This window comes from Marinobacterium jannaschii DSM 6295 (assembly GCF_000620085.1).
In the GTDB taxonomy this organism is placed as follows: domain Bacteria; phylum Pseudomonadota; class Gammaproteobacteria; order Pseudomonadales; family Balneatricaceae; genus Pontibacterium; species Pontibacterium jannaschii.
Window position 1 is genome coordinate 238,399 of the sequence record NZ_JHVJ01000003.1, and the last position, 17,059, is coordinate 255,457.

General features: G+C 56.1%; 12 protein-coding genes. 5 read left to right on the forward strand and 7 right to left on the reverse strand.

Translation table 11 applies throughout. The features are described from left to right. Nucleotides 1-33 precede the first annotated feature (33 nt). From gcvA to Q354_RS0101060, 3 genes are all read right to left on the reverse strand, one after another. Nucleotides 34-975, reverse strand: coding sequence for a transcriptional regulator GcvA (gene gcvA, locus Q354_RS0101050; RefSeq protein ID WP_027855987.1), 942 nt, complete (start codon nucleotides 973-975; stop codon nucleotides 34-36). A gap of 123 nt (nucleotides 976-1,098) precedes the next feature. After that, nucleotides 1,099-2,733 (reverse strand): BCCT family transporter, encoded by a 1,635-nt coding sequence (locus Q354_RS0101055; RefSeq protein ID WP_027855988.1) that lies wholly within the window; start codon nucleotides 2,731-2,733, stop codon nucleotides 1,099-1,101. 264 nt (nucleotides 2,734-2,997) lie between these two features. Further along, on the reverse strand, nucleotides 2,998-3,867 hold the full coding sequence (locus Q354_RS0101060) for a DMT family transporter (protein ID WP_027855989.1): 870 nt from the start codon (nucleotides 3,865-3,867) through the stop codon (nucleotides 2,998-3,000). Between the two features lie 445 nt (nucleotides 3,868-4,312). Between Q354_RS0101060 and Q354_RS0101065 the strand changes: the two genes are divergently transcribed. From Q354_RS0101065 to Q354_RS0101085, 5 genes are all read left to right on the forward strand, one after another. Further along, entirely contained in the window at nucleotides 4,313-5,500 is a 1,188-nt protein-coding gene (locus Q354_RS0101065; RefSeq protein ID WP_211252178.1) for an aromatic ring-hydroxylating oxygenase subunit alpha, read from the forward strand. Between the two features lie 108 nt (nucleotides 5,501-5,608). Further along, a complete protein-coding gene (locus Q354_RS0101070; protein ID WP_027855991.1) occupies nucleotides 5,609-7,051 on the forward strand; it encodes an aldehyde dehydrogenase family protein in 1,443 nt (480 codons plus the stop codon). Nucleotides 7,052-7,114: 63 nt separating this feature from the next. Then, nucleotides 7,115-8,482, forward strand: coding sequence for an FAD-dependent oxidoreductase (locus tag Q354_RS0101075; RefSeq protein ID WP_027855992.1), 1,368 nt, complete (start codon nucleotides 7,115-7,117; stop codon nucleotides 8,480-8,482). A 289-nt stretch (nucleotides 8,483-8,771) separates the two neighbouring features. Beyond that, complete coding sequence (locus tag Q354_RS0101080; protein WP_027855993.1) at nucleotides 8,772-10,103, forward strand: NAD(P)/FAD-dependent oxidoreductase; 1,332 nt, start codon at nucleotides 8,772-8,774, stop codon at nucleotides 10,101-10,103. A 124-nt stretch (nucleotides 10,104-10,227) separates the two neighbouring features. Beyond that, nucleotides 10,228-10,584: a cupin domain-containing protein gene (locus Q354_RS0101085; protein ID WP_027855994.1), complete on the forward strand. Its 357-nt coding sequence runs from the start codon at nucleotides 10,228-10,230 to the stop codon at nucleotides 10,582-10,584. A gap of 138 nt (nucleotides 10,585-10,722) precedes the next feature. Here Q354_RS0101085 and Q354_RS0101090 read toward each other — a convergent pair whose 3' ends face one another. The 4 genes from Q354_RS0101090 to Q354_RS27100 form a co-directional block, all read right to left on the reverse strand. Next, nucleotides 10,723-11,595 (reverse strand): helix-turn-helix domain-containing protein, encoded by an 873-nt coding sequence (locus tag Q354_RS0101090; RefSeq protein ID WP_027855995.1) that lies wholly within the window; start codon nucleotides 11,593-11,595, stop codon nucleotides 10,723-10,725. Between the two features lie 90 nt (nucleotides 11,596-11,685). Further along, on the reverse strand, nucleotides 11,686-12,150 hold the full coding sequence (locus Q354_RS0101095; RefSeq protein WP_027855996.1) for a carboxymuconolactone decarboxylase family protein: 465 nt from the start codon (nucleotides 12,148-12,150) through the stop codon (nucleotides 11,686-11,688). An 89-nt stretch (nucleotides 12,151-12,239) separates the two neighbouring features. After that, the gene (locus tag Q354_RS0101100) at nucleotides 12,240-13,163 is read right to left on the reverse strand and encodes a GGDEF domain-containing response regulator (RefSeq protein WP_027855997.1); all 924 of its coding nucleotides are present in this window, start codon (nucleotides 13,161-13,163) and stop codon (nucleotides 12,240-12,242) included. Next, a complete protein-coding gene (locus tag Q354_RS27100) occupies nucleotides 13,160-17,044 on the reverse strand; it encodes a response regulator (RefSeq protein ID WP_051559789.1) in 3,885 nt (1,294 codons plus the stop codon). The genes Q354_RS0101100 and Q354_RS27100 overlap by 4 nt, the downstream gene beginning before the upstream one ends. Nucleotides 17,045-17,059: the final 15 nt, after the last annotated feature.

Below are 17,059 nucleotides of genomic sequence, written 5' to 3' on the forward strand. Positions count from 1 at the left end.
ATGCCTGGTTCGACATCCCTTGGAAATCGAAATTTAGTCGTCCTGGGCCGGTGCCGCTGTATTCAGGCCTCCTTCCTGTGCCACCAGAGACATCAGCCAGCGTCTGAAACACTCTACGCCGGATTTCGGACGCTGTTGCTGGTCGGGTTCCAGCATATAGAACTGGGACTTGGTGATCAGTGTGGTATCGACCGGCGGTACTAACAGGCCGCTGTTTAGATAGTCATCGACCAGGTTGGCCCAGGCCAGTGCCAGTCCCTGCCCGTTCAGAGCTGACTGAATCACCAGCGGATAGTTGTTGATATTCAGCCGACGGGTGCTGTCCGGTGGCGCTGGCAGGCCGCTCTCCCGAAACCAGTCGGTCCAGCTGACCCACTCCTCATTGACTTCCAGCGACAGCAAGGTGCCCTGGGTCAGGTTTTCCGGGTCTCTGAGCTGGGGGTTTTTCTCCAGATAGGCCGGACTGCAGACAGGAAAAACCGTTTCGCTGAACAGCGGCGTGACCTGCAGGTCCTGCGGCGGCGTGCGGCAGTAGAACAGGGCGATATCGAATTCGCTCTGCCTGACATCGCGCAGTGAGTCCACCGCCAGAATACGCAGGTCGATCTCCGGGTGCAGTTCCTGAAACTCACCGTAACGGGGCAGTAACCAGAAAGAAGCCATGGCGTTGGTGGTGACGACCGTCACCTGCTGGTCGCCCTGCCACTGCAGGATATCGCCGGTAGCCCCGGCCAGCAGCAGCAGCGACTGCTGAACGCTGTCGTAATATTCCGCCCCGGTGGTTGTCAGGCTGAGGGCGCGCTTGTCACGGATAAACAGGTTGCGGCCGAGATAGTCTTCCAGATGACGGATCTGGCGACTGATGGCGCCTTGAGTGACGCTTAATTCATCCGCCGCGCGGGTAAAACTTAAATGACGTGCAGCCGCTTCAAAGGCCACCAGGCTATTGAGCGGCGGTAGTGGTTTGATTCGCATCGCCTTCACCCCAAGGCATATGAACGAAAAGCCCGCTACCAGGCGGTAACGGGCTCTCTGGAATTTCCTCTCAGGCCGATTGAGCGACATCCGGTCGCTCAATCGGCTGATCAGTTTATTTAATCACACCGCCGCAGTGGTCGCATCTTCCTCTGCGACACGGTGCAGTTGCGCGATCGGCTCATCGCGCAGGGCGCGCTGTATCGACAGGGCCATCAGAATCACCAGCATTGCAGCGGGCAGGGCGGCACAGATGGTGGCGGTCTGTACCGTCTTAAGTCCGCCGGCCCAGAGCAGGCCGGCGGCGATGGCGCCCACCATGATGCCCCAGATGACGCGACTGGCTTGCGGCGGTTCCAGGCTGCCTCTTGAGCTCAGGGTGCAGAGTACCAGGGTGCCGGAATCTGCCGAGGTGACGAAATAGGTCACCAGTAACAGCGTTGCCAGTGCGCTCAGCACGGTGCTGACGTTCGCGCCGGAATGTTCCTCGATCTTGTCGAACAGGGTAAAGATCGCCTGGGTTGAATCCGCTTTAGTGGCGGTCAGGATAGCGCCGCCTTCAAACTTCGCCGCATCATCCGTCAGTTGCTGGGTTTCCACCTGAGCCTGATGGGCGGCGCGGTCATCGTGTTCATACTTCAGCGCAGCACCGCCAAAGGAGGCGATCCAGAAGAAGCCGAACAGGGTCGGTGCCAGCAAAGCGCCACCCACCAGTTCGCGAATGGTGCGGCCCCGGGAGACGCGGGCGATAAACATGCCGACAAACGGCGCCCAGGTCAGCCACCAGGCCCAGTAGAAGGCGGTCCACCAGTTCTGCCACTGAGAGTCTTTCTGGGCATCGCTCCACAGGCTCAGGCCGATGATATTCTGAGCGTAGTCTGCGGTGCCTTCGAGATAGGTATGCAGGATGTAACGGGTCGGGCCAAACAGCAGCACGCCGGCCAGTATCACCAGCGACAGCACCATGTTCCAGACAGAGAGCAGGCGGATACCACGACCGACTCCGGACATCACCGACATGATCGCAATCAGCGAGATTACCGTGATCATAATGATCTGGTTAGTGATGCTGACCTCAATACCGAACAGTTTTTCCATGCCGGTGCTCATCTGCACCACACCGAGTCCGAACGAGGTGGCAATACCAAAGGCGGTAATGGCAACAATCAGGATATCGACGAAGTGACCGAGCCAGCCGTTCAGGCGTTGCTCACCGAACAGGGGGATCAGTGCCGAGCGGATAGTCAGAGGCTTGCCTTTGCGATAGGAGAAGTACGCCAGGCCCAGGGCGGTCATGATGTACAGTGCCCAGGGATGCAGTCCCCAGTGGAAGAAGCTGACCCGCATCGCGGTCTGTGCGGACTCTTCACTCAGAGAGGTCTCCGAAAAAGGGTTACCGGCATAGTGCCACATCGGCTCGGCCACCGACCAGAACAGCAGGCCGATCCCCATGCCGGCGCTGAACAGCATCGACAGCCAGGAGCCGAGGCTGAACTCAGGTTTCTCGTTGTCTTTGCCCAGTCTGATATTGCCAAAACGGCTTAGCATCAGATAAATCAGGAAAACCAGGATGCCTGAGGCCATTGCCAGATAGAACCATTTAAAATGGTGGAGGATATCGGTTGATATTTCGCTGAATAAAGCCCCGGCTTTATCCGCTAAAACGCCACATGTGATGACAAAACCGATAATTAGTATTTTTGATATCAGGGTGACGGTGGGGTCTATACCCCGAAATATCCCACTATCAGTGCGCATTTAAAGCTCTCCGTTTTTATTATTATCTGATCGCTTTTAAGTGGTCTTTGTCGTCCTCTGTCTTTCTAAAAAACAGCGTCAGAAATAGACGTTAAAAGCAGTACAGCATGACTGAATGGAATGGAAAGCCCCGCTATGCAGCGGCGGGGATTCGTCCATTCTTCTTCAGGGAACACATATTGGTTAAAACATTGATCTGCATCAAACGACTTTTCGGCCGTTGTTGGATGAGCTTTGGTAATGATGTCTGCACGGCTTCCAGCGCTACTCAGATGTAGCCGGTGATGCCTGCCTGAGTTGTGACCAGACCATTAACAACGCCGCGCCAATAACCAGAACGCCGCCCAGCAGGTTATTGCCACTCAGAGTCTCCTGCAGCAGTAACCAGGCCCAGAATACCGAAGCAATCGGCTCGACTGTGGAATAGATCGCCACATCAAATTGCCTGCGGATAATACCGATTCCCTTAATCAACAACAGAAACGGAATAAAGGTCGAGACAATACCCAGTGCCAGGGAGGCGCTCCAGCCCTGATAGGATTGAGGCAGTTCGGCATAGCCGAGGATAGCGGGGATGGAGAACACCGCGGCACCGCCAATCAGTGTCCAGGCCGATGATCCCAGCGCATCGCCCGGCGGCATAAAGCGGGGCGCGCCCACCAGATAAGCGCTGTAGAACAGTGCGGCGCCAAGGCCGAACAGCATGCCGGCCGCCGAGCCGGAGAAGTTGCCATCCAGGGTGCAATAGATGCCAAACAGCGCGCCGCCCAGCGCCAGCAGCTTCAGTGCGGACAGCTGCTCTTTACGGCGTATCCAGCCCTGCAGAAAGACAAACAGTGGGTAAAGGCTGAGCAGCATCACCGTCAGGCTGACACTGATATGTTGCAGGGCCAGGAAATAGCAGAGTGAGGCAAAACCGTTAAATATTCCCAGTACGCCGGGGCCTGCCCGCAGGCGGCCGGTTTGGCGGGGCAGCAACAGCAGTAGCAGCAGGCTGGGAATCAGAAAGCGCAGCCACACCAGGCCCAGGGCGTTGGCGCCATCGGCATAGACCTCTCGGGCGAATATCGGTTGCAGGCTGAAGCCAAGGGCGGCCAGCAGAATAAGCAGGGCGCCCTGAAGGTAGTGTTTCATGTTGATCCTTAGCGAATGAAGGTGTGTTCAGGTGCTGTTTGGCGGGTATCCGTTGCATCGTCAGGGTATTGACGGTCTCTTTCAGGTATTACTAAAGATCATCTTATCTGTTTATTTTTTCTGTACTCTGGCCGGTGCTGTCTCGCGGGCCTCCTGCAGCGGCGGGCGATATTACTCTCAGCCACAGGCTTAATGCGCCCTTTGCGGTCGTTATTGGTATGCGCTGTTCGCAATCAGAACAGTTCCGCCGGTGGCCGTGTCTGCTCTTGTAAGTTGATGAGTTTTGCTCATGACCTCAGAGCCGAAAAATCGTTTTTTTCGGTTTTTTTTTCTTCGTACTATCACTCTCAACCAATGGAAATTTACAAATTGCGGCGCGCGGGCCCAAGCCGGCGCCGCATATCTAATAAGAACAACGGTTCCCTGAATTAAGGTAGAGAGTTCAATGACAACTAAAACAACCACTTCCCGTATCCCGATGGCGACCCTGGACGCCGTGCGCCAGCCAATCGCCGAAGCCAATGGCATGCCAAACGCGGTCTATGACGATCCGGCACTGTTTGAGTACGAGCGCGATCATGTACTGGGACGCAACTGGGCGGGGCTGGAGTTTGCCAGCGAGCTGCCAAAGAATGGCTTTGCCAAGCCGGTTGATTTTATGGGTCTGCCGCTGGCAATCATGCGTAACCGCGATGGCGAACTTAAGGTATTTCATAACATCTGCAGCCACCGTGGCATGATTTTGCTGCGTGAAGAGACCGAAGTGGAAGGCATGGTGCGTTGCCCTTACCACTCCTGGACCTACGACCTGAACGGCAACCTCAAGGGCACGCCTCATATCGGCGGTGTTGGCAAACATAAGGCCGAAGGCTTTGTGTGCGAAAAGCATGGTCTGAGGGAAGTGCGCAGTGCGGTATGGAACGGCATGATCTTTATCAACCTGTCTGGTGATGCGCAGCCATTTGAAGACTTTATCGCACCGCTGGTACAGCGCTGGGAAGAGTTCACCGGTAAGGGTGGTTTTGAGAAAGTTGTTGTTGCACCAACCGGCAGCAGCATGGAACTGACCGTCAATGCCAACTGGAAGCTGGCGGTGGAGAACTACTGTGAAGCTTACCACCTGCCCTGGGTACACCCGAGCCTGAACACCTACTCGCCGCTGGATCAGCACTACAACCTGATCGTCAATGACGATATGTCGGGCCAGGGCAGCTACACCTATAACCTGTCCGACGTGGCCGGTACCAGCCTGCCGCAGTTTACCGACTGGCCGCAGGATAAGATCCGCCAGGCTGAGTACATCTCTCTCTATCCGAACGTGCTGCTGGGCGTTCAGGCAGACCATGTTTTTGCCATCATCCTGCAGCCTCAGGCCAATAACCGCACACTGGAAAAACTGCAGCTGGCCTATGTCGGTGCAGAAGCAACGGGCGATAAGTATGCAGCCTGCCGCTCGGCGGTACTGGAAAGCTGGAAAGTGGTCTTCGGTGAAGATGTATTTGCCGTTGAAGGGATGCAGAACGGCCGTAAGTCACCGGCCTTCACCGGAGGTGTGTTCTCGCCGGTGCTGGATGGGCCAACCCATCACTTCCATACCTGGGTGGCCGAACAGTATGCAAAAGACGCTGAATAAGAGATCCGCTTCAGCTCAGATGGCTGCGGTTTGATAGCGCAGCCATCGTATTGGCAGCGGCCTGAGGGCCGCTGTCCTCAATAACCATAACAAGAAGCTCCGAAAGCCATGACTAACCCAACAAATCACTGGCAGAACTATATCGGCGGCCACTGGGTCGATGCAGAACAGACCCTGGATATCGATGATCCTGCGACAGGTGCCGTGTTTGCCAGTATCGCCTGTGCCGATAAAAATGATGTTGATCGTGCCGTCGCTGCGGCCCGTCAATGTGTTGACTCCGGTGTGCTGAGTGACTGCCGTCCGGTTAAACGTGCCGAGCTGTTGCAGCGTATCGCGGCAGAGATTCGTAAAATCGCCGACAAGGGCGCGCCTCTGCTGGCGCGTGAAAACGGCAAAACCCTCAACGATGCCCGTGACGAGTTTCTGATTGCGGCCCGTTATTTTGAATACTATGCCGGTATGGCAGACAAGATCGAAGGCAAGTCGATTCCGCTGGGTGCGGACTACGTCGACTTTACCGTCTACGAGCCGGTCGGTATCTCGGCTCAGATTGTGCCGTGGAACTTTCCGGTGGATATCTGTGCGCGCTCGCTGGCGCCTGCACTGGCCGCCGGTAATGCCGTTATCGTGAAATCGCCTGAAATCTCTCCGCTGGGTATGACCTGGCTGGCTTCCGCCTGCCATCGTGCCGGTCTGCCGGAGGGTGCCCTGAGCATCATCTGTGGCTACGGCCATGAAGCAGGCGCTGCGCTGATCGCCCACGAGGATATCGACCAGATCGTCTTCACCGGTTCGGTCGCGACCGGCCAGAATATCCTGCGCTCTGCGGCTGAAAGGGCGATCCCGAGCGTGATGGAACTGGGTGGCAAATCGGCTGCGGTGGTGTTCCCGGATGCGGATATGGATCAGCTGCTGAGCAGCGTCAAGTGGGGCATCTTCTTCAATGCTGGCCAGGTCTGCTCGGCGATGTCGCGCCTGCTGGTGCACCGGGATATCTATGACGACGTAGTGGCAAAAGTGACCGAACTGGCACAGAGCCTGAAAGTGGGCAACGGCATGGATAATGCCGACCTGACGCCGGTGGCTTCGGCCCGTCAGCAGCAACAGGTACTGCGGATGTGCGATCAGGCAGTGGCTGAAGGCGCACGCCTGGTCACCGGCGGTCAGGCCCCGGCGGATCGTAAGGGTTACTTTGTCGAAGCCACGGTATTCGCTGATGTCACACCCGAGATGAGCATCTTTACCGATGAGGTGTTCGGTCCGGTGATCGCGATTACGCCGTTCGATAGTGAAGAGGAAGCATACGCGCTGGCGAATGGGACCGACTACGGTCTGGTCGCCGGTGTATTCACCCACGACCTGACCACCACCATGCGCGCAAGCCGTGCCCTTAAGGCTGGTCAGGTATTCGTCAACGAGTGGTATGCCGGTGGCATCGAAACTCCATTTGGCGGTATCAAGCTGTCCGGGTTCGGCCGGGAAAAGGGCCAGGAAGCCCTGTACAGCTATGTAAACACCAAGAATGTGGCGATCCGCGTCAGCAAATAACGAACTGAAAGCCCCGGGCGCGGCCGCGAAGGTTCTGGCCGCGTCACTATAAGAGGTGCCCCCATGAAGAAGTGGCTCTGTGTAATCTGTGGACTGATCTATGACGAGGCCAAAGGCTGGCCATCCGATGGTATTAACCCCGGCACGCGCTGGGAAGATGTACCTGAAGACTGGATCTGTCCGGACTGTGGTGTCGGCAAGTCTGATTTCGAGATGATCGAGATCACGAATACTGCCGTTGCGGATGCGGTGGCTGAAGCTCAGCCAGCGAAGGAAGCGCCGATCGTAATCATCGGTAGCGGATATGCCGGATACAACTTGGCCGAAGCCCTGCGTCAGCGCAACAGTGAGAGAGAGATCGTCCTGTTTACCGCCGATGATGGTGCCAACTACTCCAAACCGGGATTATCCAACGCACTGGCGCGGGATAAATCGGCTGACGATCTGGTAACCGAAACGGTCTTCGAGATCGAACAGCGACTGGGTATGCGTATCTATGCCCGCTGTAAGGTGCAGTCGATCGATGCCGAAGCACATCTGTTGCACACCGACTACGGCATCCAGGCATACAGCAAACTGATTCTGGCGACCGGCGCCGCGCCGATCCGGCTGCCATTGCAGGGTGATGCTGCTGATGAGGTACTCAGCGTCAACGACCTGGAGGACTACCGCCGTTTCCGTGCTCAGCTGGAGCCGGGCAAGCGGGTTGCTATTATCGGTAATGGCCTGATCGGCTGTGAATTTGCCAATGATCTGGCCGCTAAAGGCTATCAGGTGTCTGTGGTTGGCCTGACTGGCTGGCCGATGGATCGCCTGCTACCGCAGGAGATCGGCCAGCAGTTGCAGCACAACCTGGCGGGATTGGGTGTCGACTGGCACCTCGAGAATACGGTTGCCTCGGTAGACAAAGCCGCGTCTGGCTACAGCCTGACACTGTCCGGCGGCGAAAAGATCGAAACCGATCTGGTGTTGTCTGCGGTAGGACTGGCACCTCGCACCGAGCTGGCAAAGAGTGCCGGTATCGAATGTAACCGCGGCATCGTGGTGAACGGGGGACTGCGCACCAGCGTGGCCGATATCTATGCGCTGGGGGATTGTGTCGAGATCCAGGGGCAGCTGCTGCCTTATCTCGCGCCGATTAACTTTGGGGTGCGGGCACTGGCCGATTGTGTATTGGGCAGACCGACCATGGCGCAGTATCCATTGATGCCGGTGATGGTTAAAACCCCGGCGTTACCGTTGACCCTGGTCGCTCCGGCCGCAGGGCAGGTCGGGCGCTGGCAGGTGGAGGGCGGCGAAGGCGGGATGCGGGCTTTGTTTGTCGATGACCAGCAACAGGTGCATGGCTTCGTACTGGCAGGTGACCTTACCTCCGAGCGGCAGCAGTGGACCGACCGGATCACACAGCAACAGGCCCTGTCCGTTGCCTGATACCCTGACGTCGAACCTGACTTTGAGCCTATAACGTTCTTTTGATGTAACGCGCTCCGCAGTATCCACTGCGGAGCAACCTCAACCCACAACCCTGAACAGACTCATCTAGCGCCTACCAATGACCTGAAAGCAGCCCCTGTGCGTCTGCGACGCATCAGTGCTGCCTGAAATACGCACAAGCCGGGAAAGGGCACCTGAAAAGTAGCCGTGCTGACCCCGATATAAAACCCAACATCCGGTAACGGCATTATTTACACCGTTGCCAACAATAATAATGAGCAGGCCAATGACTAACATAAAACTGCCGGTCGATGACCACAGTTGCGGTTGGTATGAGATCTTACCGCAACCATTGCGAGAGCAGGGGGCCGAGCCCCGGCCCCTGCGCGGTATACAACAGACAGACTGGCTGGTGATCGGCGGTGGCTTTGTCGGCACCGCAGCCACTCGACGCCTTGCCGAGCTGAACCCCAATGACCGGGTTGTCCTCGCGGACGCCCAGGCGATCGGACATGGCACCTCTGGACGTAATTCCGGCTTTATTATCGACCTGCCCCATAAGGGCGATCTGGAAGGGCCGGATATCGAGCGTAAGAAGAAATTTATCGCCCTGAACCGCGCCGCGATCAGTTTTCTTGAAGAACGGGTACAGCAGCACAATATCCAGTGCGACTGGTCCCATGCCGGAAAGTTGCAGGGTGCGGTGAGTGAGCGTGGGGTTAAGTTTCTTGACCACTTTCGCCAGCTTCTTAAGGAGATGGACGAACCGCATGAGGTGCTGGACCGGCAGGCCTTAAAACATAAGGTCGGGACTGACTACTACGACAGCGCACTGTACACCCCGGGCTGCATACTGATGCAGCCGGCGGCGCTGATGCGCGGCATGCTGCAGCATATGCCGGAGAACGTTACGACCTGGGAAAACACTCCGATAGAAAAGCTGGAGCGACGTAACGGCGTCTGGATTGCGAAAACCCGTGACGGTGAGATTCAGGCGAAGAAAGTGCTGCTGGGGACCAATATCTTCACCGAACAGCTGGGCTTCCTGAAATCCCGCATGTTGCCGATTATGACCTTTGCCAGCATGACCCGGCCGCTGACTGATGCCGAGCTGGCAGCTTACGGCGGAACCCTGGACTGGGGCCTGACACCGGCTGACTACGCCGGCACTACCCTGCGTATGACACGCGACCGTCGCCTGATTGTGCGCAATCAGTATCGCTATGTACCGTGCTACGGCAGCAGTTTTGAAGAGCGCCAGAAGATCCGGCAGCAGCACCGGGAAGCGATGGATGTACGCTATCCGATGCTGAAAGACCTGCCGTTTGAGTACACCTGGGGAGGGGTCTGCACCTTGTCCCGTAACTACACCTCATTCTTCGGCGAGCTGGAGCCGGGACTGTTCGCGTCCTGTTGCCACAACGGTGTCGGTGCCGCACGCGGGACTATCTCCGGAAAACTGCTGGCGGAACAGGCATCCGGTGGCGATTCGCGCCTGCTGCGCTATATGCGGGAAGTGTCTGGTATGCCCGCATTAGTGCCGCCGAAGCCATTTCTCGGCGTCGGTGTTCGTGCCCGTCTGAAGATGGCGGAATGGGTCAGTCGCAGCGAAGTCTGATCCAGTCCTCATCTCAGTGCGGGTGCACGGAGCCTTGGCCTGCACCGCAGGCCCTTTTTATTCCATGCCGGTGCCAGCATTGCGCTGTCACCGGCGTTAAAAATCTGGTTAAGAGAACCATTCGATGACCAAAGCAAGACTGATTAAACACAACGAACTTGAGTTTCAACATCGGGGCGGGCCGCCGGGCAGCGCTTCTGTGGCCCGTGCCGTGGGCCCCGATATCAGCAACAGTATGGCCGCCGGTTTTGCCCGTTTTGATGGCTGCGAGATCAGCTGGACACTGTTGTACGATGAAGTCATCGTGGTGATGGAAGGAACTTTCCGAATCCGTACCCCGGAAGCGCTGCTGGAAGCGAAGCCGGGGGATGTACTCTGGTTACCGGACGGTACCGAGTTGAAATATGAAGGTGAGCAGGCACTGATCTTCTATGCCGTGCATCCGGGGGACTGGAAAGAGCGGTTTGGCATCGAACCCTGAAAATACGCTACCCCGTTGGCAAGCGCCTCTCGTCTGACTATTGATGATATGTCGGAATGAAGGTGCTGAGATTCAGCACTGTCCGGGACTACGAAGCATCACTTCACAACGCCAGTTGGGGCGCCGCGATGTCAGGTTTCAAATACAGGGGGAGTCGTAACTGGCTAATTCGGTATCCGCAGGAAGCGATATCTTCTCCGCCCTGCGGTCTGCGTCGATCTGACGTCGGTATGCGGCAGGTGTCAGGCCCACCATCTTCTTGAATTCACGTGTCAGGTGGGCCTGGTCATAATAGCCGGCGATCAGCGCCTGCTCACTCAGGCTGGTCTTCTGACTGCTGGCTTTAATGACCTGCCGGGCCCGCCCGACGCGGGCAACCTGGCAATAGCGCTTAGGTGTCATTCCTACCTGATGGTTGAAAAGGCGTTCCAGCTGGCGCTGGCTCAGGCAGACCTGTGCTGTTAGCTGATCCAGCGTGTGGGCGGGCGCGCATTGCCGCAGCCAGTTGACCGATTTCTTAATCGCCGTATGGACCTGATCGGCTGCGCAGAGTCGTTCCAAAAGCCATCGGTTAAGACAGTGCAGGCGTTGCTCGATCAGGGGGCGTTCGGCGAGTTGCTCGTGCAAGCTGTGCCAGTGTGAAGCCTGCCAGATATCGGTTGCCGGAAGGATTTCCTGAAACAGTTCGCACATGGGTTGCTGAACGAAAGGGTAGGCCATCCCCGGGTAAAAATGGATGCCGATCATATCGATTCTTTTGCCCGGCATAAATGCGGTGGTCTGAGTCGTGGGGCCGCGGTAGAGTGCCGCATCGGTGAATGGCTGCTGATTCAGGCAGACCGCATCGGAAAAGTTCAGGATCAGACAGCTACCGCCGTCACCCGGCAGGTATTCTGTCGTGCGGCTTACCGCGGCCACCGGTCTGGATATCGTCCAGTAGTGCTTGATAAAGGGGCGCAGCGCTTCAGCCGGGTGGTGGAGCTGGAAGTTGAGATAGGATCTGTCCTTCATCGAATATGCCCGGTGGTTGCTGTGAAGGTGGTGACAGTGTAACACCGGCCCGGAAAGCCGGGCCAATGTTCGGTCACTCTGAGTTTCTGGTTAATCTGCGGCTTCGAGCATTGCGTGATCTTTAAAACTGATCGCGATCCGGTTCCAGCTGTTAATGGTCACGATGGCTAATGTCAGGTCGACCAGTGCTGTTTCGCTGAATTGCTGCCGGGTTTGCAGAAACAGCTGATCGCTGATCTCTGTACTGGCAATCAGGGTATTGGCCTCGGCCCAGGCCAGTGCGGCCTGTTCCTTATCGCTATAGAAGGGACATTCTCGCCAGACGCTAAGGCAGTAGAGGCGCTGCTCCGTTTCTCCGTCCTTGCGGGCTTCCCGGGTGTGCATGTCGATGCAGTAGGCGCAGCCATTAATTTGCGATACCCGCAGTTTAATAAGGTGCAGTAATGACTTCTCCAGAGTGCCTTTAAGCTGGCATTGTGCGAGGTATTTTTCCAGCCCCATCATGGCCTGAATCGCTTCGGGAGATTGGGTGTGATAATCCAGACGTTTGCTCATAACTGACTCCATTGCATGGTTGAATGAAGCCAGCTTAAAGTGGCGCCGGACTGCAGGATTGTATAATTCCGACATGCTCGCAGGAACCGTCAGGCCGGATCAGGTTCCCGGGCAACCAGGGTGCAGTTTCGGCCGCGGTCCTTGGCGGCATAGAGGATCTCATCTGCCTGCGCCAGCAGGCTGTTCTGCATGAGGTCGGTATCGTCCGGGTCAATCAAGACAACGCCTATGCTCATGGTGATCTCCAGCGACAGCTCATCGATCTCGAACGACTGATCCGAGATGGCGTGGCGAATGCGTTCGAACAGCTGAAACCCCTGGGTATGTTCCGCAGTCAGTACGATCAGAAACTCTTCACCGCCGTAGCGGCCGATATGGTCATAGGGCCTCAGGGTCTGGCTCATCCGTTTCGAGACTTGTTGTAACACCTGGTCGCCGGTGAGATGGCCGTGGCTATCATTTATCTGCTTAAAATGGTCTACATCACAGAGGCCGATGCACAGTGGCTGATGCTGGCGCTGGCTCCTGGCGACCTCCTTTGTCAGTGCATCCATCACTGCGCGCCGGTTCATCAGGCCGGTGAGTTCATCGTGATTGGCCTGATACATCAGGTGGTCTTTCATCCGCAGCAGTTCCTGCTGCAGCTCAAGCATCCTTTTTGCTACCTGCAGCCGTGCTTGCAATTCTGCGATCTCAAACGGCTTTGCGATGTAGTCATTGGCACCGGCACCGAGTCCTTTAACAATATCCTCAGTCTTGCTGCGGGCCGTCAGCATAATGATAAAGCGAGGCTCATCGCCGGCCTGCTGGCGTACCCGCTGGCAGAGGGTCAGTCCGTCAATGCCCGGCATCTCCCAGTCCAGCAGTAACAGCTGTGGCGCATCATCTTGCTGCAACAGTTGCCAGGCCTTGAGTCCGTCTTCAGCTTCAACAGGATCAAACCCCCATTTACGGGTGACCGATGCGAGTATCGTCCTTGATGTCAGATCATCATCAGCTATCAGTAGCTTCAAAGTACTGCCTCTTCAATTTCGGCTTTTAGTTGCGTAAATCGGTTTTCAAGCTCAGCAATACCCCGCTGGAGGCTGCTTAACTCACCGCTTTTTCCGGCGTTTTCCAGCTGACCGGCCAGCTGGGCGAGTGCGCAGCCTCCGATATTGGCTGAGGCACCTTTAATCTTGTGAGTCAGGGAGATCGCCTGCTCAAAGTCGCCGGAAGTCAGGTATCTTCTGAGCTGATCAATCTGTGTGGTCATATCGCTGATAAAGCCCTGTGCAACATTGCGGATAAGTTCGGGGTCATTGAGCAGGCGTTCGCTCATGGCGGAGTAATCAAATATCACGGGCAGCGTTTCTGCTATATGGCTGGTTTCGCCGGCATCCGTGTTTTCAGGTTTATCAGTAGTGTCATCTTCTCCGGATGCCGCTATCGGTAACCACTTGCGCAATGCCTGCACAAGATGCTCCGGTTCGACCGGTTTGCTGATGTAATCATCCATACCCGCCGCCAGGCAGCGTTCCCGGTCGCCCTGCATGGCATTCGCCGTCATGGCAATAATCGGTATATCCGGATTGGCGGCCTGGGTCAGGCCACTGCGAATACGTTGCGTCGTTTCATAGCCATCCATCTCCGGCATCTGGCAATCCATAAATACCAGGTCAAATGCTTTCACACTCAGACAGTGCAAGGCTTCCTGACCATTCTCCGCGATCGTGACCGAGAGGCCGAAACTTTCCAGTATTCCACGGGCGACAAGCTGGTTAGTCGCATTGTCCTCCGCGACCAGCACCTCTGCTTCGAAGTGATTTTCATCTGTGCCTGACAGCGAGGGGGCCAGCAGGGTATCCGACGGGATATGGGCTGTCATAAGCAGGCTGTTAAACAGTTGAGACTGGTTGATCGGCTTGCTGACAAAGCCATCCAGGCCATAGCTGTTGAGGTTTTTTAACCGGCTACGCACCGAGTGCGCCGCCATCAGGACGCATTTGAGTGTTGCGAAGGCAGGGTCTTGCTTCAGCGTCTGACAGAAATCCAGGCCGCTTTTTTCCGGCATCTGAAAGTCGATTAATGCGGTTGTAAATGGCTGCCCGCATTCGAGCGCCTGTTTCAGTAGCTGGCTGGCGCTTGCCGGAGTCTCGGCCAGAGACGCCTCAGTGCCCCAGGCACTCAGCACATCGGCCAGCAACTGGCGGTAAGTGCCGTTATCGTCCAGCACGAGGATTTTCTCATCCTTAAGGGAGGGCAACGCTTCGGAAATCCGTCCCTTATCTGAGTTTTCCAGCTGGATGCTGAACCAGAACGATGATCCCTTGCCTGATTCGCTACTGACACCGATCTCCCCATCCATCATAGCAACCAGCTGTTTGCAGATAGCCAGGCCAAGGCCGGTGCCGCCATATTTTCGGGTGGTGGAACTGTCGGCCTGGGTGAATCGTTCGAACAGGGCCTGACGTTTCTCTTCATCCAGCCCGATACCGGTATCGGTGACAACAAAGCGCAGTGTCGAGGAGTGCTCATCCGAATGCACACATTCATAGAATACCGAGATTTCTCCGTGTACCGTGAATTTCAGCGCATTACTGAGCAGGTTAGAGAGGACCTGTCGAATCCTGACCGGATCGCCCTTAAACCACTGATGCCAGACAGGGTTCGCAGGGCAGATCAGCTCCAGTCCTTTCTCATCGGACTGTGCAGCAAACATTGCCGCGATATCTTCGATCAGTAATCCCAGGTCAAATTCGATCGACTCCAGGTTAAGCTTTCCTGCCTCGATCTTAGAGAAGTCGAGGATGTCGTTGATGATACTCAGCAGGGAATCTGCGCTGCGCCTGACCGTTTCGGCGTACTTCTGCTGTTCGGGGGCAAGTGCCGAATTGAGCAGCAGGCTGGTCATGCCGATGATGCCATTAATCGGGGTCCGGATTTCATGGCTCATATTGGCCAGGAAATCACTTTTGGCATTGTTGGCGGACTCGGCAGTCTCTTTGGCCCGTTGCAGGGCCAGTTCGGCCTCTTTGCGTTCAGTAATATCCAGGTGGGTACCGATCATCCTTCCCGGCGTTCCCTCAGACTCCCACTCCACGACCTGTCCCGTCGCCAGAACCCAGACCCAGTGCCCGTCCCGGTGTTTCATGCGGGCTTCGCAAATATAGGTGTCGCTTTCGCCGCGCCAGTGTTGTTCCAGCAGTTCGCCTGATCTTTTCAGATCTTCCGGGTGGGCAAACTTTATCCAGGTATCGATAGAGGTGGGCGAGATCTCCTGCAGTGTATAACCGATGATTTCAGCCCATCGCTCGTTGAAGCTGACGGTGCCGCTTTGTACCTGCCAGTCCCAGATGCCTACACCGGTACAGTTAATTACCAGCTGGATCTGGGTTTTACTTTCAGCCAGTGCAATCTCGGCCAGTTTGCGCTCGGTAATATCGGTGCGTATGGAGACGTAGCTCTGGATGGTACCGTGAAGATCCTTAAACGGCACGATAGTACTGTGCACCCAGTAAAGGCTGCCGTCCTTACGCCGGTTACAGATCTCGCCACTCCAGACCTGTCCTGCGGTGATGGTTTTATAGAGCGAGTGGAAAAATGCGGGGTCGTGATAGCCGGAATTGAGAATCCGGTGGTTTTCACCGACCAGTTCGCGCGCACTGTAGCCACTGACGGATGAAAATTTCTCGTTGGCAAAGGAGATCGTACCGTTAATATCCGTCACCGACACCAGTGCATGCTGGTCCAGCGCAAACTTCTGCTCCTCAAGTTCCGACAGGGCTGCTTCGCGTTTGGCAATTTCGATATCGAGGTAATCGATGGATGTCATATTGCGCTGCAGGTTGCGCGCCATCTGGTTGACTGCTTCCGCCAGCTGGCCAATCTCATCCCTGCCCAGGGTCGAGATGCGATAGTCCAGCTGGCCGGCACCGATTCTTTCTGTGCCACTGTGAAGTAACTGGATTCTCTTCAGCAACCCTTTGCGCAGCAGGGCATATAGCAGTAACCCCATTAGCAGACTGGCCGCCACGGTCACCTGAATAATAGTGTCGGTTATCTTGTTCAGCGGGGCCAGTGCCTGAATCTTGTCGTAAACGACAACCAGGTTACTGACACCGTTCTCCAGTTGCAGCGAGTCGGTTTTCCAGATCAGGTCGCTGGACGGGACAAAGTAATCACCTGAGCGGTATCTGTCCTGATTACGGGATAGCTGATTAAACTCATCGAGCAGAATTCTGTTGTCAGAATCGGTCAGAAGGGCCGCGACTACTGGGTTTTCAGTCGCATTGAGATCCGAGACATCGGTCCTGAGAATCTCTGAATTTACCAGGGTCCAGTTGATCGCCAGTACTGCAAAGCCCTCGGTTTTGCCATTGACTCTGATCGGTGCGGTAAACCACTGGGTCAGGCCTTCCGGAAGCTGGAGCAGCTTGCGGAAACTGTCCGATACCGGAGGGCCAGGCATAGCGCTGGATTTATACTGCCGGCTTAATCCCGGATGAGCGCCGATATTTTTAAGCAGAAGCTGCTCGCCTGCCAGGCGGGAGCCATCAAAGCGACGGGTGCTGGCTGCAAAGACCTCAAGCGTCGGATCGGTAATGAGCACGTAATCCAGGTATTTATAGGTCGCGGTAAAGTTGTTTAGCAGCTGATTGATCCCGCGACTGTCTCCGCTATAGAGTGCCTTGTGCAACTGCCGGTTGCGGGTAACGATCATCGATGCCTGGCGATAACGTGATTCTTCAGTTAACAGCTGAGTGCGATTGAACCGGACGTTTGCATTCAACTGGTGTTCAATCTCCTTAAGGACTCCCTTCTTGGTCTCACTCAAGGTGAAGTAACCCAGGCCGCACATCACAACAGCCACCACCAGAACGCCGGAGAGGACCAGTTTAGGAACCAGTTTCATGATAGGAATTCCTGT

Coding starts and splice junctions, on each gene's coding strand:
- gcvA (WP_027855987.1), bottom strand. CDS start 975: ATGCGAATCAAACCACTACCGCCGCTCAATAGCCTGGTGGCCTTTGAA.
- Q354_RS0101055 (WP_027855988.1), bottom strand. CDS start 2,733: ATGCGCACTGATAGTGGGATATTTCGGGGTATAGACCCCACCGTCACC.
- Q354_RS0101060 (WP_027855989.1), bottom strand. CDS start 3,867: ATGAAACACTACCTTCAGGGCGCCCTGCTTATTCTGCTGGCCGCCCTT.
- Q354_RS0101065 (WP_211252178.1), top strand. CDS start 4,313: ATGACAACTAAAACAACCACTTCCCGTATCCCGATGGCGACCCTGGAC.
- Q354_RS0101070 (WP_027855991.1), top strand. CDS start 5,609: ATGACTAACCCAACAAATCACTGGCAGAACTATATCGGCGGCCACTGG.
- Q354_RS0101075 (WP_027855992.1), top strand. CDS start 7,115: ATGAAGAAGTGGCTCTGTGTAATCTGTGGACTGATCTATGACGAGGCC.
- Q354_RS0101080 (WP_027855993.1), top strand. CDS start 8,772: ATGACTAACATAAAACTGCCGGTCGATGACCACAGTTGCGGTTGGTAT.
- Q354_RS0101085 (WP_027855994.1), top strand. CDS start 10,228: ATGACCAAAGCAAGACTGATTAAACACAACGAACTTGAGTTTCAACAT.
- Q354_RS0101090 (WP_027855995.1), bottom strand. CDS start 11,595: ATGAAGGACAGATCCTATCTCAACTTCCAGCTCCACCACCCGGCTGAA.
- Q354_RS0101095 (WP_027855996.1), bottom strand. CDS start 12,150: ATGAGCAAACGTCTGGATTATCACACCCAATCTCCCGAAGCGATTCAG.
- Q354_RS27100 (WP_051559789.1), bottom strand. CDS start 17,044: ATGAAACTGGTTCCTAAACTGGTCCTCTCCGGCGTTCTGGTGGTGGCT.